This is a genomic window from Vibrio chagasii, assembly GCF_024347355.1.
Classification (GTDB): domain Bacteria; phylum Pseudomonadota; class Gammaproteobacteria; order Enterobacterales; family Vibrionaceae; genus Vibrio; species Vibrio chagasii.
In genome coordinates, this window is sequence record NZ_AP025466.1 from 703286 (window position 1) to 727249 (window position 23964).

Here is a 23964-nt window from a genome sequence, read left to right on the forward strand (position 1 = left end):
AATGTTGATTACAAAACTAACTTTAAACAACTTTCGCGTGTTTCGCGGTGTACATGAAATTGACTTGCGCCCAGCCCCAGCTCGTCTAAGTAAAAGTGGCCCTATCGAAGGGACCGAACGACCTATTATTTTGTTTGGCGGCTTAAATGGCGCTGGTAAAACGTCAATACTGACAGCTGTTCGCTTAGCGCTTTTCGGGCGTCAATCATTTAGCCAATTACTTTCAAACGGTGACTATGTTGACGCATTATCGGAACTGATTCACAAAGGTGTCGGCCACGGTGGGGTTCAGGACAATGCATCGATCGAGCTTGAGTTTAAATACAGCCAAAACGGCGAAGAAAACACTTATAAAGTGATTCGCGGTTGGAAACGTGGCAAGAAAGACAACCTTTGCCTTGAGAAAGATGGTATCCAAATTCCAGAGCTCAATTACGAACAGTGCCAAGGTTTTCTTAATGAACTGATTCCAACAGGCATCGCTGACTTATTCTTCTTTGACGGTGAAAAGATTGCCGAATTAGCAGAAGATGAGTCTGGTAGCGTACTTAAAACTGCGGTTCGCCGTTTATTGGGATTAGATGTTATAGCTAAGCTTAAAAGCGATCTGAACATCTTCTTAAAAAAACAGGGAGCAGGCGCTTTAAGTCAATCTCTAAAAGAAGAGATGAATTCACTAGATGAACAACGCATTGTTCACGAGCGTAAAGCTGAAAAGCTACGTGGTGAAGCAGACATTGTTGATGCTCAAATCGAACTAGTGTCACGCGACATCCTTAGTCTGGAGAATAAGCTTTCTCAAAATGGTGGCGCATGGGCAAAAACCAGAGAAGATGAGCAACAAAAAGTTGAAAGCTTGTTGAAAGAAAAAGTGGAGCTTGAAAAACAGATCCGTATGGAGATGGAAACCAACCTTCCGTTTTCACTTGCTCCGAAAGCAATGCAAAGACTACAAACTCAAATCAAGCAAGAGCAGCAGGTTAAGAAGAAACAGAACTTTGGTAATGAGCTAGATTCATTCTTAGAAACCCTATGCTCCAAATATCCAAGCTTTGATACTGAGATGGCCCAGAATGCAATCGCAGACAGCTTTAAAGCTCACGTAGGTGAATTTGACTCTACAGAGCTACTTCTAGATATTTCTGACCGCCAGTCAAACACCATCGACTACCAGTTATCAAACCTTTCTCAGGACTCTTTTGCTCGCTTTGATAAAGCACGAATACGCCTTCAAAAAGTTGAAGAAGAGATCGACAATGCTTCCAGCAATATCGCGCGCGCCCCTGAGCAGGAGCAAGTGCAGGAGCTATTTGCAGATGTTCGTGCTTTAGATAAGAAGAAAGAAACACTGATAATCGAATATCATAAGTTACTAGAAAAGGCGAAACGAGAACTTCGATTAGCACTGGAAATAGCTCGTCAAATTCAAAAACTACACGATAAGCACAAAGATCAGTCCAATAAAGATCAAAGTGTTAGCAACGCCCAAAACTCAATTTTATTGCTAGAGAAGTTTGGTGAACAGTTAACCAAAGCACGTGTAAATCAATTAGAAAATGAATTCGTTCAATCATACAAAAAGTTAGCTCGTAAAGAAGATCTTCAGCTAACTGCTTCAATCAACCCTGCATCATTTGATGTTGAGTTAGTTGATGAACACGGTATTAAGATCAACCGTAAAGCGATGTCTGCGGGCGAAAAGCAGATCTACGCTATCTCAATTCTAGAGGCTCTTGGTCGCACATCTGGTCGTAAGCTGCCAATAATCATTGATACACCATTAGGCCGATTGGATTCACACCACCGTGATAAGCTGGTAGAGAACTACTTCCCTACAGCAAGTCACCAAGTTGTGATTTTATCGACAGATACAGAGATCGATAGAAATTACACAAGCCTAATCCAAGACGATCTTGCACGTACTTACGAGATCTGTTTCGATGGTACAACTAAATCTTCAATGTTGAAGAAAGGTTACTTCTGGAAAGAGTCGATTAAGGAGGCAGTGTAATGCTACCTAACCGTATGAACTTAACCCGCTCAACTGAAGAGCAGCTTAAAAAGTTGAAGGGCTATACTGGAATCACTCCAAACGTTTCGGCACGTATTGCTTTCTTCCGTTCTATTGAAAGTGATTTTCGATACCAAGGCCAAGAAGTTAAGTTAGATGGCTCACTAGTACTCGATAAGTACACATGGCTTGGTGAAACAGGTGAGGTGACTGAGTTAATTTTGAAAATGTACTACCCAGAGCTGGATACAAAAGAGTACCAACAAGCTTGGGCTGCACACGTTGAAGATGGGATTGCTTCAGTTAGAAATCATAAGTCACTTCTCGATTTCAGCTCAAAAGCTCAATGAAAAGTAAAAATAAAGGTGGCTATCTAAGCCACCTTTATTATCAATCATACTAATTTATCTGACAGTTCTTTAAATATTTTACTACTTGACTTTGATATAGCATCAAAATTATCAAAATACTCCTCACTCACATCTAAAGATCTTAGTCTATTTTCTAGATAGCCTTCTGGCATTTTTAGATCCAATGTAATATCGTCATTCTTTAAGCCAAGTTGAAGTATATAGCCAAGTAATCGGAACATTGCTATTAGCCCAACAGTTTTATTAAGCACTGATTCTTTATTAGTTTTATCCCAGCTAATAGGCCAAATCCTCTCTATTGCATTGAAGTACTCGAAAACAACTTTTAGTATAACTTCATCCTTATCATCAGAAAAAGATTTCCGAAAAATAAATTTATGTAAGCTTTCCGTATCCATATAGGGTAATGACTTAGATTTAAAGCCTAAGAAACCTTTATCCTTTCCCATTATGATATTTCGGTCTTCTTGGGCATTAGGGCTTATTAATTTAACTAGATTTTCGACAAATGCAGCTTGTGTCAAAGGCTCAGGTTCATTTGATTGGGATTTTACACCTAGCCGCTTTATTCTTCTGAAAAATGGTGATTTTTTATTGCTGTTCAAATACACAGCTATACTGTGACCAGTCTTCCAAGGACTTCTCGTTTCAGCTAAAGACTCTAAGTCGTACACTAAGCTCTTATTTACTTTAGTTTGATTCTGATTAACCATGGAAAATATTTTAGCTTGTACTGACATGTCGGCTTTAACAAATATAGTAACAAGCAATTCAAATTCCTTTTCATTACCTTCAAAATCTAAATAGGTGTAGTTATCTTCACCAAATCCCGCTAATCTATGTTGGCCATCTAATATTTTGGCAATGTTTCCCAAGTGATTTTTATTATAAGAAACAATAAGCTCCCCATCCTCCCAAGTAATATGCTCTTCATTTATGGCCAGTATAATTGAGTTAGGAAATGTTGCATCAATGGTTGAAATATAAGAGCTTATATCTTTAACCCTATCTTTCTTTAAAGGTCTTTGAATCCCTAAATACTTCTCCACACCGCGTTCTTCATTTTCCAAACGTCTAACATCAGAATATGATATCGTCATCAATTCTCTAGCAGTCATTTTACCAAAAAAGAACTCTCCGATGGGTTGCTCAATTTTAATAGCATCTATTTTAATTTTTGGCATTGTTCATTACCTCATCAAATTTCTGGTTAGCTCTTTCTTCCTGTTCTTTATACGTTTTCTTCGTTGATTTAGGCACGTAGGTCACCTTGTATGTACAGTAGTACCAAGAAAGTAAAGTCGTAAAGATTACAGACCAATCAACTGTTGATGGTAAGGCTAATTTTTCATCGCCAAAATTAAATACACCACGATCAATGAACCCTGCATATGTCATAGATCCCATAAAACAGGCATAGAAACTGGAGAGCAATACAATTTTGTATATAAAATTAATCCCATCGCTGTTCTTGAATTCATGAGTAAAAGTAAGGATAAAAAATTGAGCCAAAAAAGCGGGTGTATACACAAAAACTGAGCCATCTTTCAGATCTGAGATTAAAATCTCTAACCAATTAACGCTTTGCGAACCTTTTGACATAGCAGCTAGGATCGCTGGCAGTAGTGAGAAAAATAAAGTAATAGCCAACTGAACACTAGTTTTAATATGACACTGGGCTGACGGTTTCAAACTTTCAAACCAAGACTTCAAGTCAGACTTTATCTTATCTGAAATAACTTTCTTCCACACAAAGAAAATAATAATCGACAATACCATCAGTAAGGAGCTGTATACCAAATACGGATTCATGTCACTCCCTTGTATTTACTAGCCAAGCCGACTAAATAATTAAAATAACAGTACATTACAATACCACCAAAAAATTTAAAAAAAATCAACCAAGTAATCAAAGTTATACGTTAATTTTTAATCACAATAATCACAATAATCACAATAATTACTTGAACAAAAGTCTTATCCTATACCTTGAATACCTCTCTCAAATGCCATTCAAGAGACAACTCTGCTGGATATAAAAAAGCATCTCTAGGCAAATCAATCTTCTTGCTTTCATAGTCCCAGATCAACCGATCCACCATAGTTCCACCAGTTGCAGCAGGAGAGACCTGAACTTTAAGTTCACTATCGAAAGTAATCACACCTTTATCTAGAGCTTTGTGATGAATACTGCACAGAGCAATACCATTCGACACCTCACAAGGGCCAGAATACTGCTTCCATTTAATATGCGCTGCTTCAATACCTACCGGAACAGTATCTAAAGCTAAGTCAAAACCACACACTGCACATCGATAGTTGTATGCCCGTAAGACATTCTTACGGAAATTGGGATCACGTTGCTTAGTTGACGTATCAACCTCAAAACCAAAACGAACAAACAACTCCTCTTGTAATGTATCGGGGAAATTGTCTTGGATTAACTTGGAAGCAATTTTTTCAATCAACTCTGGATTAGAAATTAAGCTCTGGTATGAACTCGCGTCAAACCCAGCCATTACATTGTATTTAATGAGTTCTGACTTTTTGGGGTCTGTATTACTCTTACGAGGAATGCACTCTTCACCATTTTCTAATTCCCAAAATGGATCTTTCTCATTGGCTAAACGCCAAAATGGATACTCTGGATGGTAGGCTTTTCGCGAAGGGCCATATTGCACCAGCAAGTCTTTGACTTGCTGGTCTACCTCATCCTCAAACCGAAAGAGACGCTGGTGGCCTTGCTTATACTCTGATAGCGCATGCAAAAGCATCAAAGGCTTATGAGGAGCCCGTTGGTCTCCTCGCCGCCAGCGCGAAATTAATTGGATTTTTTCAGAAAGATCCATAGGGTTACCTCAAGTCATACATCAGAGGTATTCAAGCGTGAAGACATAGAAGAAACCTTCACTTTCTTCACACCCATCTTAAGCTGACCTTTATCCAAATGGTAACCAACCGATAAACACTGTCCTTTGGATAACTCCCCTAATTGCTTTTCCCACTCAGCCTGCTTTGTACCTGGCATACTCAGTTCAAGAATCTTCGCGTACGTCTTTGTCTCTGTTTTCGCTGGTGCAAAAAACAACTTGTGAGACGCCTGGAACAAACGGTCTTGCTCATCTTTGCGCAGCATACTTAGCGTTTGAGTAGCTAGAATCAGAGATACTCCAAACTTTCGCCCTTCCGTTAACATTTTTCCTAGTGGGCTCTCAAGACGATGATCGAGGTTCTGTACTTCATCTAATACAATAGGGATCGGTTTGTCCTTACTCCCGTAACTACATGCGTAAGAATATAGATCCCAAAGCAAAAACTCAGTACAGAGCATTGAAATATCGTGATTAAGTGAGGCGAGTTGCATAATTGTTGAGTTGTGTGCTTCGTTCTCGAACACCTCTTTCCAGCTTTTATCACTCTCAGATGAAAACAAGTTGGATTTAACCAGAGGAGCTAACTTGCTTGCAAGCGCAGGACCCGCGGTTTCTTCCTCGTTTAGGTCATCCAACATATTTTGTAAGCTGTAAGCTCTGCCATAACGCTGTACCCCAAACTCAATCACTTCATTGAGAACTGCAATCTGTCGCTCGCCAATTGTTGAATAGACCTTGTTGAACACAGATGCAACTCGCCCCGCTACTGTATGAGGCTTTTCTTCGATTAAAATCCCGCCAAAATCCTGTGTTTGAGCTCTAAATGGCGACATGCCAAATGGCTCATTACAAAGTATGTTGGACTTAGGGTTTATTCTTTCAATAAACTCCGGCTCGAGGTGATTCGGCAAGAAGCCGTTTGTATAATCAATCACCAGCGACCGAGTTTGAGCATCGGCCAAGCTCATCAACAAACCTTGGATACAGTAGGTCTTACCTTGCCCTGAGCTACCAAAAATGATCAAATGACGGTTTGCTAAATCCTTGTGTCCGTACTCCCAGAAAACTTTTTCGCCGGTAAGTGTGTTCTGGCCAATTTCAACTCGGCATTCACTCGCATAATCTGGGGTTGGCTCTGCAACTAACTTCGTCGGCTCGACAACTTGTGGGCTGAGTTTTAATTCTTCTATATTATTAACCGCAACTTCTGTGGTATCTAACAATTCTTCTTTTTTCAAAGAAGTTTGACCTATTAACATATACTCTTCAGGCACGTGGCAAATCTGAGCGATATCCTTTTCCTTCATTAGCACTTGAAGCGGAGTTTGCACCAGTGATGACAGTAAAGACATCGGAAGGTCTACCTTCAATACACCCTCTTGCATGTTGTAGCTAGGCTCAAAACAGCTTCCACTCTCAAGATGGCTAACCACTACTCCAGCTGGATAGTTTTCGAGCTCTGCAATGCTGTAGTTGCCTCGCAGCCACTCTTCTTTCTCAGCCAACAGGGCTTCAAAGTAGTCATTGCTGAATACGTTGTAGAGGCGATATTTATCGATTTGCATCAACACCTGGCGAATGAACAGGCCACGATAAATCTTCGAAGCGAGTGTTGAGCCACTCAGGATTTCAATTAGATAGCGACGAAGCTCATTGGCTTGCTGTACGGCTTTTTTATAATCTGGCGTAGAGCCCGTTTTGACTTCGACAGGCAGCAAGTAAAGCTTGCCTTCTTTAAAGCCAACCAACAGTACATCATCTGAAATCGCGCCTTTCTTATAGCCCTGAACATTGCGTGAAAAATCACTATCTGTCATCTTCAGGCCGATGTTTCCAGACACGCGAATCATCTCACCAACAGACAGTGGCACCCAGGTAATATCAGATTTATTTACAAGACAGGTCGCAAACTTGTAGGCACCTATAATGCCTGTGCGCTCTTTGCGAATCGTGTCATTACAGGTCATCATTTTAAGGAGCCAATCGCCGTTAAAGGCATTGAACTCATTGATTTTCCCGCCACCACTTTGCGCAACCACACGTTTGAACAACCTACGCTGTGCTGTTACGGTAATGGCATCGTAACTCGCTGAGCTGGTGTACTGATCGGAGTAATGGATAAGTACGACATCTTGATTGGCATGGAAGAAGTCCAGCGTAACTTTAGGGTCAATGATGGTGGTCCAAATTGAGCTGTCATATGAGCGCTCCAGAAGCGATTTAAAGTCTTCACTCACCGCAAGGGCCGGTGCATTGGCACCCGTGTATTGCGTACTTGGCTTCAGCGCAGGCTCCATTATCGAGCCTACATATTTCGCCATGTTTAAATGTGGCAACCTGTCGTACTGAACATTTTGCAAACCAAACGCGGTAAAGTATGAACCTTCATCGCTCTTGGAGGCGTCGCCAGTTAACAGACCATCACACGCGATACCACTTGGCATATCATCAACGCTTAGACTCGTCAGCTTCACATTGTCATTGTTCCTGAAGAATGAAAGATGCGAATAGGCTTGCCCTTCACGTTCGCTGTGGGCATTGGTGAATTTGCTGTAGGTCAGTCGAGTACGAAGGATATCGATGATGGTATCGGCATTTTCACGCACTCTCCCGCGGTCCAACTCTAACCAAGATTTCAAATCTTCGTAGTTGGACATTTCTGCAAATGTATCAAAGGCATTAAACACCAACGCATCATCATAAAGATTGACATGAATAGATGCGGCTTTGTCCAAGTTGTCTTTTACATAGTCAACCAAAGCAAGGAATAGCTCTTCTGCTTTATCCTGATTAACAGCGTTAACTAGCACACTCTTTTCTGAACCCGTGAACAAGTGGCTAAAGGCTTTTTGGAACTCGTTGATCTTCTCTTTAACCAGTTTGCGAACGAACTTCAGGCAACTTTTCTGATGCGGAACGCTTTTAACCCAGAATCCGTTTTCAGTAACTTGCTGGTTGTAGGCAAATTCATATTTTGGGTGATAAACATAAGGCAGCAAGCCGCTCGGACCTAAGCGGTTAAATGTCACAGCTGGTAAGTCGGCAAAGCTGTCGTCGTTTTGCATTTCATTGCAAAGGTTCAAGTAGTAAGCCAACACTAATGGGTGGAATGGCGAGTAATACTCTTCACCATTCTCGCAAACCACACCGATTTTCATCACCAACTTTTGCTCTTTGGTCAACATGCCACCGGTTGGAATCGCTTCAAAGTAGGTTAAACACGCATCAACGGCTGCTTTTGCTAGCGAAGCAAATTGTGGTCCCCAAGAAACCAAAGAAATCGTAGTTCGGCGCGAAGCTAGGTAGTCAAATAACGCTTGATAAGCAGTATGAAGGCCGTCATCAATCGACCTTAACTGCTCCAGTGCCATGCTGTTGCTTTCCGCCAAGTAAACCAACTTCTGCTGCACGAAACGCTCTTCCCAACGAAGCAAGCTGATACGCGGTTCCATCACACGGAATTCGCTATTATCAATGGCTACAACATCTTTGCTTGGGTAGAGTTCACCGTAGACTTCATCATCAAAAAGCTTGTGGAAACGTGATTGGTTGAGCAGCAACGGAAAAGACATGTTGCTTTCTACTTGCTCACCTTCAACGCGAAATGCCAGTGAGTTATCACCCGATTTCACCACAAAGCCAATATCTTCTGATTCGTTGGCCAGCGACTCAAAATTAACAACGCCAATCTCAGCGCGATCAACCACTTCACCGACATCGTCTAAGCTTCGCGCATCAGGAAGAGAAGGGTTGATCACGAGACGGTTATCTTCCGTCTTCAAAGTAAGACGTTTTTTCGTCGGTTCAACAACGAAGATGTTTTTAAATTGGTCGAGAGAAAACTCACCTTTTCTAACTACTAAACAGCGGAAATTGTGATTTTCTGAGCTATTGTCTCGTTTCAGCGCAAGATTAAAAAACAAAGGCTCATTGGCATAGATGGCAGCCAATGTGGCATTTGCACCTTTGCTAGTAAGACGTGTACTGATCACTTCCTGCTTGCCAAGGGCATTTGCTGGAGTGATCTTAAATTGGTCTTTGCTTAGATCACCCGTGCCAGAGAAACTCAGTTTAAGTTCAAACTCGCTTTGGTCTTCCTCTAACTCGATAATCAGGTGACGATCTCGAAGCCCTGCTTTGGTTTCTTTCGGATAGCGACCAATCACCTCTGCATCGTTGAGCTCTTCTTCACCTTCATGCTTTAGGTGCTGAATTTTGTTCTTTTTGATTTCTTCTCGGTAGGTTTCAAACTCCACATCTTTCCAACCTTCATCAGAAAAATGCTCTTTGATAAATTTGTTGCTGAAGCCTTTAAGCCTTTCTTCGAGTTGTTGACCGAAGTGCTCTACTTCAAACGACAGTTCTTGGTAAAGCGCACGGTTTTCTTCCAAGCGCTGTTTGATCTGCTTTTTATTCCCAGATAGCTCTGCGACAAAAGGATCGTCGAACATGCCTAGTTCGCTGAAACACAGCTCGCCATCTTCGACAGCCATATATAGCGACTCGAAACCAAACATGGTCGCACCATCTTCCAAAATCGCATCAAATTGGTCATCCAAAAGGCAAAGCGAAACATCTCGAGACTTATCGGTTTGCTCAATAAAACCGCTAAGTGCGACTTTAATGTTCTCTGGACTCCAAACCTGACCTGGCTGGCCTAGATCTTCCGCTGAGTTTATAAGGGTATCGAGGCGGCTGTTGTGAATCACCACCAGCGCACAGCCCTTCAATGGGCCTTCTTGGCTTGCAATTTCATCACGCAAGTGAGAAATATAGTTCTCGGTAAACCCTGTTTCCCCATCTTCCTCACTATGAAGTACTGGCACCACTTTGCATTCTTCTACGCTCAAATAGCCCAGCACCACATCATTGCGAGCTTGTATCTCACCTTCTTTGCGCGCCACTAACGCATCAAACAATCGCTGGCTATTGCCATGATCAGGAGAGTTGAACTGGTAGCGATAGCCTGCGCGGATATTTCCTTTCGCGTGCAATAAAAACTGCTCAACCAGAAACGATTCAAATTGTTTTGCGCACATACACGGCATCTCCACTATCACTCATGCGTTCAACGTTACCAATTCGCTCATAGAATTTGATAAGCTCTTGTTCTGTTTGCTTGTCAACAAAAATGCCCCTTTCCTGGAAGCCAATTATTAGCTCATGGAAGCGAACTTTCTCTTCCTTACCTACCACTAGGTTAGTCATCAAAATAATGTGGTCCTGAGTGAGTACCAGCACCCGACCAGAGCGACCACGGACCTGAACAAAATCTGTCGCCATGTTTTTCTCGACCTCTGTCATGTACTTTTTAATTATGGCCGGGCGGTCGGTTTTAGGGTCTCTGAACTGCTCTTCAGCGAGTTTCAGTGCATATTCCAGCCAGTCAATGGCTGTGCTTGCATTGTCAGGCAGAGCGGTGTCCAACTTGCGATTAGCTCTGAACATCAGCGCATAATTTTTAATTTGCTCTGCCAGTTCTTCTCTACTGGAGCTTTCGATATCTCTCGCCAATTGCCACAACGGCTTTTTTAATTCCTCAGGGTTGGGTTGAAGGTTCTCCAGCATAGAGAGGAAAGGAAACAGCTTGAAAGACGATTCGCTATAAAGCTTATAGCCGTGCTTTTTGATATGAATACGCTCGCTGCTAGCTCGTTCATGATCCATGATGAAGTACAGCGGCTTCGCGGCTGGGGCTTCGCCCGTTTTCCAATCCGACAGTGATAAGCTCAGCTGAGCAGTGTAAGCAAAACCGTAAAATGCTAGAAATTGCTCGAACTCATCCAGCAGGTATTTTGGATACGTGGTCAGAAATGCAAGGTCTCGTTTAAACGCCTCAGCCATGTAAGGCAAGTACGGTGCTTCAGTAGCACGCAGCGATTTGTCTGTGTCCGGCTTGGTTTTTGAACGCAGCGTTTCTAAAAGTTCTTGTTCAATGAAATTCAAATTGGCATTAAACTGCTCAATTTGGCGCCCGTTTAATAGGTTGATGAAAAGAGACGCTACACGCAAATCACCAGCTTTGCATTCGCTTTTCTGGCTCTTGAACAATAGAAACTCAGGGCTCACTGAGAAGATATCTTGATTGGTGAAGTACATGTCTTCGAGTACGTCCCAAAAATCTTCCTCTCCCAATTTGATTTGTACGTTGGCTTTACAATCCGCGGTAAAATCTTGGTAGTTATACTTTTCGATTTTTTTACGAAGTAAGCCACGCAGCACTAGGCCAACCACTGATGACCAGTCAAAGTCATTGCCCTTGGTACGAATAGGAATGTAACTGTTAAGGGTGTTCTTGTTTTGAAACTTATCAGCAGCCGTTTGCGGCAACCCAGCTTTTATAGGTAATGCGAAGTTATCTGTTGTCATTAGTGCATCCCACTCACTTCGAAATAGTCACTTTCTTCTTTTACAACCTTGTAGCGTTTGTCGCCCCTGAGGATAAACAAGGTATCTTTTTGATTCGCGACGGCCAGCATCTGCTCCAATGCTTCATCAAGTAAGAGAACAGCATTTTTGTCATGCTTGTTAGGACGGTACCCCTGACCAATCTTTACCAAAAGTTCAAGCAACTTGACGCTAATTGGCATGGGCTTGAGCGACTGTTCATCAACTTTTAAGTAAGCGTTGAACGTACCAATTTTTGCTAAGGCGTTATTTTGTATCGCTAAAAAATCAGGTTTGACTTCAAGGGATACTGCTGTTTTGTAGCCGTTGAGCACTGAAACTAAATACTCGTCTTTATCGAGTATTGGAGCATGGCGATTACAATATCGGTGAAGCGCAGCGATCAGTGTTTCCTTGTAGAAGCTGCTAAGTGCTTTTCGCATTTTGCCAGAGCCATCGAAATCTCTGTGCAAGGTCCAAGAAGATGCATAAGCTTCCACCAAATTGTTCGTAAACTCGTGTTGGATATTTGAAACAAATTTATTACAAAGTTCATCATCACCACTAAGTACGTAAAAAAGGCGCAGGAATGACGTAGCTTCGGTAATCTCAAAAATTCCCAGTGAGTTGATCTTGGCTTTAAAAGCCCCAAAATCTTCGTGTTCAATACCTAAGCCATGCTGAAGCACAAACTCATCAACTGTTCGGGTGTGCAAGTTACTAGGGTCGAAGCTCTGAATACGGGATAGCAGCTCGTTATCACTGCCCGCAAACAAGTTATCAAATAAATAACCATCGGCCGCTAGCAGTTGAAAAATAAAGTCCAGTAGGGCTCGAGCCGTCATAAACTGGTCTTTTATTAGGCGAGCTTTCAGCAGTAAACCAATCAACGACTGTTGGACTGTTGGACGACTCAACAGTGCAAAATTTGCTGTTAGTTGCGTATGCCCCAGAGACTTTAGCTCTTTGTCATACAATGCATAAAACGGATTCTCTAATGTCTGAGCGGTCAGTTTTTTCAGGAAACGCTCAGCAAAGTCAGAAACACTGCCTTCTGCATCAAACTTGAATTTCGGATAGTCTTCAAAATCCAAGAATACATATTCCTGTGGGACTACTAAGCGCTTGCGAGAGAGGAAATCCCTAACAACTTTCTTGATATCGTCATGCTCTTCTGCGCCTTCTTCTGCGTAGTTTCCAAGCATACCCACGTTAATACCAACAACGAGTGGTTTATCGCTTTGTTTGAACTCGGAGAAACGCACGTCTAAAGCTTGAATGGCAGTTTGGCTTGGATTGAAGCTGTGCGTCGCATCAAGATGAAAATCACGCGTCGCTTTGTACTTTTGACTGTATTGCGTCAAGATTTCAGACTTACCGTCGCCGCTACTTCCACAAAGAAAAATAATTTGATTCGGTTTGGCTGAGAGAAGGGCCCTTTTAAAGTCCGCCTCTATGTCTGTCTTTATGTAAATGTAGCGTTTATATTCAGCAAGAAGATCTTGATTTTGCTCTCTTTCTGTACTTACCGCGTATGGCGATGATTTAGAAAGTATGCTGAGGGCTTTTTCTAAGTTCAAAGGAATCTCTTCAAAATTTGATTGAACGGACTTTTTTTGTGGAGATAAATAGTATCAAACACGGAAAAGTAACGGTACTTATAACCATAAAAAAATGGAATGAGCTGATGAATCAACACCACCATATGCAAATTGTTTATCTTACTCGTTTTTAAAACAAATATAATGTCTAGTATTAGAAAAGTATGATTTGGCTTACATTGCTTTACGTAACACCCCGTAATTCTAACCAGTGAATGTGTACTATATCCACATAAAAAATATACGTATATTCTGTACACATCAACATGTATCATTTTCAGGCATTAGATAATTGTTATGACAATAAAGTGGGATCAGTTACTGCGCTTCAAATTAATCGAGGTAGTTACATTGTGGGAGGGTCGCGTTACGACTAACCACCTATGTAACTCTTTCAACATTAAGCGACAACAAGCCTCTAGAGACATCAAAGCTTATCAAGAGCACTTTTCTACTCCGCCACTTGTTCATGATCGTAGTATTAAAGGCTACCGCCTTACTGATCATTTTGCGCCAAAGTTTACAAAAGGCACTCCGAATGAGTATTTGTCACTACTACACAAATACAACAGTGACCATGTAGACGGCTTTAATTTAAAAGATCTGGGTTTCGCAGACTCTATTGCCCTTTCAGTCCCAGATAGGCAGATAGCCCCTATAATCGTTCGTAGACTCCTTCAAGCAGCACGAGAAAGGCGCAGAGTTGATATAGAGTATGTATCAATGGATAACCCTGAAGGGCGGGGCAGAAATATTGTCCCGCACACTATCGTATTTGATGGGTTTCGCTGGCACGTGAGAGCATATTGCGAAGAAAGAAAGATGTTCTTAGACTTTGTATTGAGCCGATTTAGAGGTGAACCTGAGCTGCTCAACCAATCAGAGATTAACATCGAAGACGATGAAGATTGGGCAACAGAAGAAATAATAGAAATCATCCCAAATCCACATCTTTCACCCGCACAACAACAAATAGTGAAAGTCGACTACGGGATGCATGATTCGCCATTTACAATTGACTGCCGACGAGCATTGATTAAGTATTTGCTCAAACGTTTGGATATCTGCGTAGATACTAAGAAGCTCTCTTCAGCTCCCAAAAAGTACCAATTAACCCTAGCGAATCCAAAGAATATCAAACGCTGGTTGCTATAGTGGTATAACAAGACATTCCCCATAGGTAAATACTCACACATAGATACCCCATTCAACCTGCACCACACCTGTTGGTTTTGTGATGAACCTTCCCGTAACCTTGTTGAATTTCCTAAGACAGCGCAAGCAGCTGCCAAGAATGGCCATTCACCGATAGCACTGCCGGCTTGTAATGAGTGTGCGAGTATTAACTATTCAAAGAATCTGACCTCAATTTGGTCGGTGCGCGATCAAATAAAACACACTCTGATAGACAGGTACGCTAAGCACCTTGGCATCGGTGAGAACTGGACGGAGCAAGAACTTATTGATTATGATTTCTCGGGCTCGACGCTTGCCGGGTTTGGGCGCAGCGCTTTCTACAATATGATCAATGTTCAATCTAGCACTCTATAAAAGAAGGTAACAACGTGTTAGAAGTAAGTTACTAACCGTTGTAGTTTATTATCTCCATATAGGGCATCATTACATTTGTCATTCTGTAATGCTTTACATACTCCCAGAGCTTCCCTTGCTCTAATCTATTAGCTCTTTTTGCCTCTGTAAGTGCTTCAATCGCGACATCAATCCCGATCTTGTTGCGGAACTTAAAGCAATCAACAATCGTCCGCTCAACGTCCGTTACTAAAATAGGGATGCCATCAACTTGTGTTGAGATCACCCCCAAATCCGTCACATCCCTGGTACGAACAATCTTAATGCTTGGGTACTCAATATTGGGAGCTCTATCATTTTTTTTAATGCTGAGCCATATCTGAAAAGGTGCTTGGGTAGTGAGATTGTGGTAACTGAGTGCTGATAGAAGGCAGATAACCCCTTTTTTCGCTCTGACACTGACCTCAGCAAAAGAGTGCATCTCCGATTCTTCTCTACCTACATACCCGTAGAGTCCTCGCTGTAGTTTTTCTATGTCACCTTTTTCCACAGCGCGAGAAAGGGCGGCACGAGTTACATTGAATTTTGCAGCGTCTGAGGTGGTGAATATGGATAGCTTTTTAAGCTTATCTAGTTGTGATGGATTCATTTTTAATGATACGTTTTGTCATACTTAGTTTGTACTATATGCCAAAACGTAACATTTTGCTTTCATTCCTTAGATGGTGCAAACAACACTGCTATTGAGCGAAAATAGCTAAACCCATTAAAAATAGCCAACTTCCTACATATCAAAGTGATTCAGATAAACAAAAAATTATGAATTTCATATTTCAATAGATAATGTTTAAAAAGATAACAAATTTAACATTATTAACTAATTAGGGTGGTTAATTATGGTGGTTTTTGCTGGTTAACGTTCATTAATAAGTTAAATAGATTGATTGGTTGTATTGTGCGATATCGCTTAATTACTTTTTTAAGCGATTGTTATTTAAGCAATAATGTTGGGGTGTGTATTTATTTTATAGTAAAATCATGCACTTATGATTTACCAGTGTTATTGACGGTTTTTTTGTAAATCTGTAGCGTAGATCTCAAATAAAAATGAGGTTTGCATCATGAAATGCAGAGATAAGTTTTTGTTTCGCACGGTAGCAGAAACAATGTTCGAACTTGAAAAAGGAACTTACGCTAACTCAACAATAAAAGCATGGAGATCTAAGTTAAAACGTATCGTAACGTTTTTCGGAGAACTCGACATACGAGATATCGTACGAAGCTGTATTCTTCGCTACTTACATGTACACAATGATCTTACAAACAAAACACTAAATGAAGACCTGACACTTATCCGAAAAGTATTCACGTTTGCAGTTGGGGATCGGCTTATTACACAATCTCCAGTTGATGGTATCCATAACTTACAAAATGCTCCCATTAGCTGTAATCCATTCACACTGAATGATATAACCCGTTTAACTCACCAAGCAGCAGCTTGCTCAAGTGTTAAAAATGGGGTCCTTCTGGCTTGCCATACAGGGCTTCGAAAAAGTGAGTGGTTGGCACTAGTTGTTGATGATTATGACCCAGTAAAAAGAGAGCTTAAAGTCGAGAGAGCTTGCGTAGTTAATCACTTTAAAAGGCCAAAAACTACGGGATCAAAGCGTAGGATTCAATTGTCTAAGACAGCCCAAAAGATAATTGAAAACCAGTTAAGTTTAATCTTTGGCTTAGCGGCTCAAGAAATCCATATCACCGAAAATGATCAAAAGACCCGAACCAAACTTACCGCAAAACCTCTATTCCCTAATCTTGATACAGGGAAATTTTACCAAAAAGATAAAGCAATAGATCGCACCTTTAAAAACTGGCTCGTTACAGCCAACGTAGATCATCGAGGTGCGAGTCAGGCCCGTCATACATTCGCATCTCAAGCTATTTTGAGTGGGGCAAATCTTTATTGGATAAGGTCTCAACTAGGGCACAACACTCTAGATATGCTTTATAAGCATTACTCAAAGTGGATTGAAGAAGACGCAAAAGACTACCCCAACCTGATTGATTTGCACTTTCAGAAAGCTGCAAATTCGGTCGACAAACCCATCCTTTAATTTGCCTCATTCCGGTGTCTCGACACCGGCTTTCAAAAAGATAACGACATCGTAACCAAGGACACTTTCGCAACACTTTTACTGCGTAAAAGATGAACGAAAGCTTCTTGGTGGGGGCTACGCCCCTCAACCCCAACACAACAACACACAACCCGAGGACTACACAATGAAAAATAAAGCCATCACATGCTTTTTTTCAACGCTTCCGTATTCCGGCACAGCAGAAAAACAGGCCAAGCTTAAGAAGTCAGCAGGACATAGTATCCGAGATGAAAATGCGAAATCTGAAACCATTGAATGGAATCCAGATCTCAGTCACCTCAACGAAGTATATATCAATAACCAATGGACGAAACTTGATGAATTGAGCAATGACGATAAATCCCAGTTTATCGAATCTATAAGACTTCCTCAGAAACCTCAAGAAGGCCTAACTAAATGTAAACAAAGAAAGAGAGCATATAAGAAGAAACTAAAAGCCGCTTTACAATCAGAAAAGGGAAATCCCGAGGGGACTAATTTTATCGCTAAGATTTTAGGCACCCCTGAACATGTCCCGCTTAAACTCGACTCTTTGCTTAATGAAGCTAGGAGTATTGATTTCTCTCGCAAGAAGCAGAGGCTGAACGCTTTTGAGAAGTACATTTCACTTCATAACAAACTGGTTTCGTTCCCTAAAAATTTGAACTCAAACTTGGTAGAAGAGTCGATTTTTGTCATCCCACACCGAAATGAAGTTTCTCAGGACCTTGTTTGTGGCCGTGAAATGGCTGAAGCACTGATGGATTATTACCGCCTCTACTTCAAAGAATATGAAATCATCTCAGTGTTTGTTCATAGCGATGAAAGAAGTCTCAATGAAGATACTGGGGAACATGTCCACCTCTTCCTTAACGCGCAAAATAGCCGAACTAAAGAGTGGGATCTTAGAGTAGCCAAAGCAAATCTAGCTCAAAGGATGAAGAACTTCTTGGACCACTCACACTCGCCAATTCAATACAGGAAAGGAGCGTGCTTTACAAGAAGGGATCAATCAGAGCATGGAGCGCTGTTGCAGGAATGTTTTCGGCGGTTTATGAATAAAAACCTCTTCATAGAAAAAGGATTGAGCATGGAGTTCAATCAAGAACTTCAGAAAGATAAACAAAAAGTAAAAGAAATGCGCCGGCAAGGAAAGCAAAATAAAAGTGAAAGGGATTATAATTATCACACTAGAATGCTGGAAAACGAGCAACTGCAAATTGAGCAAATAATCGCATTGAAGCTCGAGGAGTTGAGCCAATTAAATCAACACATCAACGAAGTTAAAAATAAACAAAAGGAGGAACAAGAAAAAATAAGGAGATTACATGTAGATATAGACTTACTACGATCGGCCACAAACACTGCAACCAATCAACTGGATACAACCTTAACCGATCTATCAACAGTCAAAGAACAGCTCAAAACGGCAGAATCAAAAGCTCTACACAGTGAAGAAAAAAATGAACAGTTAGAGAAATCGATCTCATATCTAAAAAAGGTGATTGCTAAACTGACTCATACCGTTATTGAGACGTTAGCTCCCATCTTTCAAGATCTGATGAAATCATTTGTCTTTGAACAAAGGGATGAGAAAGAACTACTGACTTTATTAGAAAGAAGGATGTCAGCTCACATGACAAAATTGGATGGAAACCCAATACAGCAGGCACTTGTATGTGGGATGAAAGACGCCCTCCTAGATAATAGGGAAAACCTGAACACTGCTTCCCCCAAAAAACGGAGAATGAGTGCCGACCGAGAGTTCGATTGATAAGGTCTTCATAATAATTTAAAAGGTAAATCTCGTGAGCTCTAAGGTGTTCACGAGATTTGGTTTTTCAAAATGACATTGAGAGTCAGCGCTTTATATTAACTTGAATTTCTACTCCTGACACACGATGTACGAAAGTAAAATGCTCTTGGCTTCTAGTGCTAATAAGAACAATCCCTTTCTTTGACATAATGGTCCAATAAGGTAGAACAAAGGCATCAAAACACTCTACGTGTGACATGGGAGGAGGGCTTACGAGCCCTGCAATTTCTCTCAGTGTTTCAAAGTCACCAAACAGTGCCTGCTGTGTTTGCCAATCTATTCCTAATGCCATTAATGACATAGATGTTGTGCTTGGCTTATCTTCGAGGCGCTCAAAAAGCTGATAGAGGCAGTGGATATCTTGATAGTCATACTGTTTTGATAACGCAAGCAACGAGGTTTCATCCCCTTCAAAATAGCTTTGCTTGAACGCCTTATAAACAGTGTGCAACTCATCATAGTTGAACTTACTCATGTGAGCCTCCCAGTTGAAGTGAGAACTGGTTCACCGCACTAAGCATAAGTTTCAGTTTTGTTTGCTTACCATATCGGCCAAATGTCATTGAGGGGTGATGATGGCCAACGATATCAGCGACTGTAGACTCAGCCACTTCCTTTTGCTTAAGAACATCAATGAAAGTGTGACGGAGGGAGTACGCAGTAGGGCGTTGCCCTGCTTTCAATCCGATCTTAGATAGGAGTCTGCCGAATTGTTGGCAATATTGTTGGCTCCAGTCCTTGTTGAGACCCAGTGGCTTGTAATCGAATAGATCGGTTTTGCTATTGTTCTTACGAAGCTCAACATACTCAAGAAAGCCATGTTTGATTAGACTCTGATGAATGGGGACTTGTCGCAGAGCATAACGATTCTTGATCCGCTGTCCGTGACCTTCATCTGTTACGTTTAAGTAAGGGACTGGACCGCTAACGACCACGTCTTCTGTACGTAGCTGACACACTTCATTCGGCCTCATCCCCATGTACGTGAGCAATAAAGTAACCCAGTAGAAACCATTATCCACTTGCTGAAACTGCTCAGATGAGAAGAGTGTTGAAAGCTGACTCTCTGACCACCTTGAGCGCTGCTTATCAGCTTTTATAGACTTCTTGAAAGTCGCTTTGATATCTGCAGACACGTTTCTTTCAATCAAAGACATGGTCGCACACCAACGTATAAATTGACTCAGCGCGGCGTAGTAATCTTTACAGCTTTTTGCTGAAAGACTAGAGCTATTGAGAGTCTTAATGTACTCCATCAGTGCCATCGCAGTTATTGTTGATAAACCAGATGGCGTAGTGCTCTCAAAGAAAAAGGTAATGCGCTGTTTCAACTGATGGACAGTCAATGCACTGACCCCTTGAACCCCTTTGAACTCTAGAAAGTGTTCTAACGCTTCACTCCAATGCTTTTCTTCACTCAAACGCTTAGAAGTATGACTTATGGAAGTTATACAACCTAAATGTAAGCGATCGTCCTGCTTTTGTGATTGTAAGTTCAGGTGGTGGGACAAAATGCCTTTTAGATGCAACTGAAACTCTGAAAAGCACAGAGAGTCTGTAGTACGAAAGGCCTCTTTGACAGCACTGACAAGGCTTAAGCCAATGACTTTAGCTAGCTTAGGGTCTTTTGTTCGAAGGCTGATTTTTAGATCGAATGGGAATCCCAACGCTTTCAACTGTGCTGGAGTACAGATTCGTGCGTAATAGACACCGTGGGGAGATTTTTGTATATACATTGACTTACCTCGTTGGTTCGAAGCAAATTCAAGTCTTACAGATACAAAAAAAGCCTTTGATAATCAAAGGCTTTTTTTGATGAATAGTGGTGGAGGGATAGGGATTTGAACCCTAGAACCGCTATTAACGGTTGCCGGTTTTCAAGACCGGTGCTTTCGACCACTCAGCCATCCCTCCAACAAATTGTCATCAACAGATTTGTACACTGTTGAGGTTGTTACATGTATACACAGGTAACGATATTTAAAGCCTGGCGATGTCCTACTCTCACATGGGGAAGCCCCACACTACCATCGGCGCTATTGTGTTTCACTTCTGAGTTCGGCATGGAATCAGGTGGGTCCACAATGCTATGGTCGCCAAGCAAAATTTTGCTTTTACTTTCAGCTTTTTTAAAAACTGAAGGCAAAATAATCTGGAAAGCTTATTAAAAGTGTTATCTCATCAAACTCATTCAAGCGTTTGTATATCTGAGTCCATCAAAACCCCTTGGGTGTTGTATGGTTAAGCCTCACGGGCAATTAGTACAGGTTAGCTCAACGCCTCACAGCGCTTACACACCCTGCCTATCAACGTTCTAGTCTTGAACAACCCTTTAGGACGCTTAAAGCGTCAGGGAAGACTCATCTCAGGGCTCGCTTCCCGCTTAGATGCTTTCAGCGGTTATCGATTCCGAACTTAGCTACCGGGCAATGCCATTGGCATGACAACCCGAACACCAGAGGTTCGTCCACTCCGGTCCTCTCGTACTAGGAGCAGCCCCCTTCAATCTTCCAACGCCCACGGCAGATAGGGACCGAACTGTCTCACGACGTTCTAAACCCAGCTCGCGTACCACTTTAAATGGCGAACAGCCATACCCTTGGGACCGACTTCAGCCCCAGGATGTGATGAGCCGACATCGAGGTGCCAAACACCGCCGTCGATATGAACTCTTGGGCGGTATCAGCCTGTTATCCCCGGAGTACCTTTTATCCGTTGAGCGATGGCCCTTCCATTCAGAACCACCGGATCACTATGACCTGCTTTCGCACCTGCTCGAATTGTCATTCTCGCAGTCAAGCGGGCTTATGCCATTGCACTAACCACACGATGTCCAACCGTGTTTAGCCCACCTTCGTGCTCCTCCGTTACTCTTTGGGAGGAGACCGCCCCAGTCAAACTACCCACCAGGCACTGTCCGTAATCCCGATTCAGGGACCAACGTTAGAACATCAAAACTACAAGGGTGGTATTTCAAGGACGACTCCACCACATCTAGCGACGCGGTTTCAAAGTCTCCCACCTATCCTACACATGTAGGTTCAATGTTCAGTGCCAAGCTGTAGTAAAGGTTCACGGGGTCTTTCCGTCTAGCCGCGGGTACACTGCATCTTCACAGCGATTTCAATTTCACTGAGTCTCGGGTGGAGACAGCGTGGCCATCATTACGCCATTCGTGCAGGTCGGAACTTACCCGACAAGGAATTTCGCTACCTTAGGACCGTTATAGTTACGGCCGCCGTTTACCGGGGCTTCGATCAAGAGCTTCGACCGAAGTCTAACCCCATCAATTAACCTTCCGGCACCGGGCAGGCGTCACACCGTATACGTCATCTTACGATTTTGCACAGTGCTGTGTTTTTAATAAACAGTTGCAGCCACCTGGTATCTGCGACTCTCGTCTGCTCCATCCGCAAGGGACTTCACTGATAAGAGCGTACCTTCTCCCGAAGTTACGGTACCATTTTGCCTAGTTCCTTCACCCGAGTTCTCTCAAGCGCCTTGGTATTCTCTACCCGACCACCTGTGTCGGTTTGGGGTACGATTCCTTACAATCTGAAGCTTAGAGGCTTTTCCTGGAAGCATGGCATCAATGACTTCACTACCGTAGTAGCTCGACATCGTATCTCAGCGTTAAGAAGAACCGGATTTACCTAATTCTTCCGCCTACGTACTTGAACCTGGACAACCGTCGCCAGGCCCACCTAGCCTTCTCCGTCCCCCCATCGCAATTGTAAGAAGTACGGGAATATTAACCCGTTTCCCATCGACTACGCCTTTCGGCCTCGCCTTAGGGGTCGACTTACCCTGCCCCGATTAACGTTGGACAGGAACCCTTGGTCTTCCGGCGAGGGAGTTTTTCACTCCCTTTATCGTTACTCATGTCAGCATTCGCACTTCTGATACCTCCAGCAGCCCTTACAGACCACCTTCAACGGCTTACAGAACGCTCCCCTACCCCACGCACATAAGTGCGTAGCCGCAGCTTCGGTGTATAGCTTAGCCCCGTTACATCTTCCGCGCAGGCCGACTCGACCAGTGAGCTATTACGCTTTCTTTAAATGATGGCTGCTTCTAAGCCAACATCCTGGCTGTCTGAGCCTTCCCACATCGTTTCCCACTTAGCTATACTTTGGGACCTTAGCTGGCGGTCTGGGTTGTTTCCCTCTCCACGACGGACGTTAGCACCCGCCGTGTGTCTCCCGGATAGTACTTACTGGTATTCGGAGTTTGCAAAGGGTTGGTAAGTCGGGATGACCCCCTAGCCTTAACAGTGCTCTACCCCCAGTAGTATTCGTCCGAGGCGCTACCTAAATAGCTTTCGGGGAGAACCAGCTATCTCCAGGTTTGATTGGCCTTTCACCCCTAGCCACAAGTCATCCGCTAATTTTTCAACATTAGTCGGTTCGGTCCTCCAGTTGATGTTACTCAACCTTCAACCTGCCCATGGCTAGATCACCTGGTTTCGGGTCTAATCCTAGCAACTGTACGCCCAGTTAAGACTCGGTTTCCCTACGGCTCCCCTAAACGGTTAACCTTGCTACTAAAATTAAGTCGCTGACCCATTATACAAAAGGTACGCAGTCACACCACGAAGGTGCTCCTACTGCTTGTACGTACACGGTTTCAGGTTCTATTTCACTCCCCTCACAGGGGTTCTTTTCGCCTTTCCCTCACGGTACTGGTTCACTATCGGTCAGTCAGTAGTATTTAGCCTTGGAGGATGGTCCCCCCATATTCAGACAGGATATCACGTGTCCCGCCCTACTCGTTTTCACTGATGATGAGATGTCGACTACGGGGCTATCACCCTTTATTGCGGCACTTTCCAGAGCCTTCGTCTGTCTCATTAAAAGCTTAAGGGCTAATCCAATTTCGCTCGCCGCTACTTTCGGAATCTCGGTTGATTTCTCTTCCTCGGGGTACTTAGATGTTTCAGTTCCCCCGGTTTGCCTCTTGCTGCTATGTATTCACAACAAGATACTTACTTATGTAAGTGGGTTTCCCCATTCGGAAATCCCAGACTCAAATGACTTTTACTGTCTAATCTGGGCTTATCGCAAGTTAATACGTCCTTCATCGCCTCTGACTGCCAAGGCATCCACCGTGTACGCTTAGTCACTTAACCATACAACCCGAAGAGGTCTTTATGTATGGTAAACAACCAAGGTTTTTGGTTGTAACAAGAAGGGTTAGTTCTTATTACGTGTTTGCCGGACTCAATGTGATTCAAACAAGTT

The 23964-nt window shown here is 42.6% G+C and carries 14 protein-coding genes, 1 tRNA gene, 2 rRNA genes and 1 pseudogene; 6 read left to right on the forward strand and 12 right to left on the reverse strand.

All coding sequences use genetic code 11. The features are described from left to right. Position 1: 1 nt before the first annotated feature. Positions 2-2011, forward strand: coding sequence for a DNA sulfur modification protein DndD (gene dndD, locus OCV52_RS19115; protein ID WP_137408656.1), 2010 nt, complete (start codon positions 2-4; stop codon positions 2009-2011). Continuing rightward, positions 2011-2361 (forward strand): DNA sulfur modification protein DndE, encoded by a 351-nt coding sequence (dndE, locus tag OCV52_RS19120; protein WP_137408655.1) that lies wholly within the window; start codon positions 2011-2013, stop codon positions 2359-2361. The genes dndD and dndE overlap by 1 nt, the downstream gene beginning before the upstream one ends. A gap of 44 nt (positions 2362-2405) precedes the next feature. On the opposite strand, the gene OCV52_RS19125 is transcribed toward dndE, so the two are convergent. The 6 genes from OCV52_RS19125 to dptF form a co-directional block, all read right to left on the reverse strand. After that, positions 2406-3566, reverse strand: a complete 1161-nt coding sequence (locus OCV52_RS19125) for a DGQHR domain-containing protein (RefSeq protein WP_137408654.1) — start codon at positions 3564-3566, stop codon at positions 2406-2408. Continuing rightward, positions 3553-4194, reverse strand: coding sequence for a hypothetical protein (locus tag OCV52_RS19130; RefSeq protein ID WP_137408653.1), 642 nt, complete (start codon positions 4192-4194; stop codon positions 3553-3555). The genes OCV52_RS19125 and OCV52_RS19130 overlap by 14 nt, the downstream gene beginning before the upstream one ends. 170 nt (positions 4195-4364) lie before the next feature. Next, on the reverse strand, positions 4365-5231 hold the full coding sequence (locus OCV52_RS19135) for a phosphorothioated DNA-binding restriction endonuclease (protein ID WP_137408652.1): 867 nt from the start codon (positions 5229-5231) through the stop codon (positions 4365-4367). 14 nt (positions 5232-5245) lie between these two features. Continuing rightward, complete coding sequence (dptH, locus tag OCV52_RS19140) at positions 5246-10294, reverse strand: DNA phosphorothioation-dependent restriction protein DptH (protein ID WP_137408651.1); 5049 nt, start codon at positions 10292-10294, stop codon at positions 5246-5248. Beyond that, entirely contained in the window at positions 10275-11624 is a 1350-nt protein-coding gene (dptG, locus tag OCV52_RS19145) for a DNA phosphorothioation-dependent restriction protein DptG (protein WP_137408650.1), read from the reverse strand. The genes dptH and dptG overlap by 20 nt, the downstream gene beginning before the upstream one ends. Beyond that, positions 11624-13222, reverse strand: coding sequence for a DNA phosphorothioation-dependent restriction protein DptF (gene dptF, locus OCV52_RS19150; RefSeq protein ID WP_137408649.1), 1599 nt, complete (start codon positions 13220-13222; stop codon positions 11624-11626). The genes dptG and dptF overlap by 1 nt, the downstream gene beginning before the upstream one ends. A gap of 318 nt (positions 13223-13540) precedes the next feature. Between dptF and OCV52_RS19155 the strand changes: the two genes are divergently transcribed. Then, positions 13541-14398, forward strand: a complete 858-nt coding sequence (locus OCV52_RS19155; RefSeq protein WP_137408648.1) for a WYL domain-containing protein — start codon at positions 13541-13543, stop codon at positions 14396-14398. A 21-nt stretch (positions 14399-14419) separates the two neighbouring features. Further along, a pseudogene (locus OCV52_RS19160) lies at positions 14420-14758 on the forward strand (hypothetical protein); the annotation flags it as partial. 67 nt (positions 14759-14825) lie between these two features. Here OCV52_RS19160 and OCV52_RS19165 read toward each other — a convergent pair. Further along, positions 14826-15422: a type IV toxin-antitoxin system AbiEi family antitoxin domain-containing protein gene (locus tag OCV52_RS19165; RefSeq protein WP_137408647.1), complete on the reverse strand. Its 597-nt coding sequence runs from the start codon at positions 15420-15422 to the stop codon at positions 14826-14828. A 517-nt stretch (positions 15423-15939) separates the two neighbouring features. Here OCV52_RS19165 and OCV52_RS19170 point away from each other — a divergent pair. Both OCV52_RS19170 and OCV52_RS19175 read left to right on the forward strand, forming a co-directional pair. Continuing rightward, on the forward strand, positions 15940-16887 hold the full coding sequence (locus OCV52_RS19170) for a tyrosine-type recombinase/integrase (RefSeq protein ID WP_240700698.1): 948 nt from the start codon (positions 15940-15942) through the stop codon (positions 16885-16887). A 166-nt stretch (positions 16888-17053) separates the two neighbouring features. Further along, positions 17054-18682, forward strand: coding sequence for a coiled-coil domain-containing protein (locus OCV52_RS19175; RefSeq protein WP_137408645.1), 1629 nt, complete (start codon positions 17054-17056; stop codon positions 18680-18682). A gap of 85 nt (positions 18683-18767) precedes the next feature. On the opposite strand, the gene OCV52_RS19180 is transcribed toward OCV52_RS19175, so the two are convergent. The 5 genes from OCV52_RS19180 to OCV52_RS19200 form a co-directional block, all read right to left on the reverse strand. Next, a complete protein-coding gene (locus OCV52_RS19180) occupies positions 18768-19199 on the reverse strand; it encodes a hypothetical protein (protein WP_017633219.1) in 432 nt (143 codons plus the stop codon). After that, positions 19192-20460: a site-specific integrase gene (locus OCV52_RS19185; RefSeq protein ID WP_137408644.1), complete on the reverse strand. Its 1269-nt coding sequence runs from the start codon at positions 20458-20460 to the stop codon at positions 19192-19194. The genes OCV52_RS19180 and OCV52_RS19185 overlap by 8 nt, the downstream gene beginning before the upstream one ends. A gap of 87 nt (positions 20461-20547) precedes the next feature. Continuing rightward, positions 20548-20638, reverse strand: a tRNA-Ser gene (locus tag OCV52_RS19190). A gap of 71 nt (positions 20639-20709) precedes the next feature. Beyond that, positions 20710-20825 (reverse strand): 5S ribosomal RNA (rrf, locus tag OCV52_RS19195). 136 nt (positions 20826-20961) lie between these two features. Further along, positions 20962-23852 (reverse strand): 23S ribosomal RNA (locus OCV52_RS19200). Between the last annotated feature and the right edge of the window lie 112 nt (positions 23853-23964).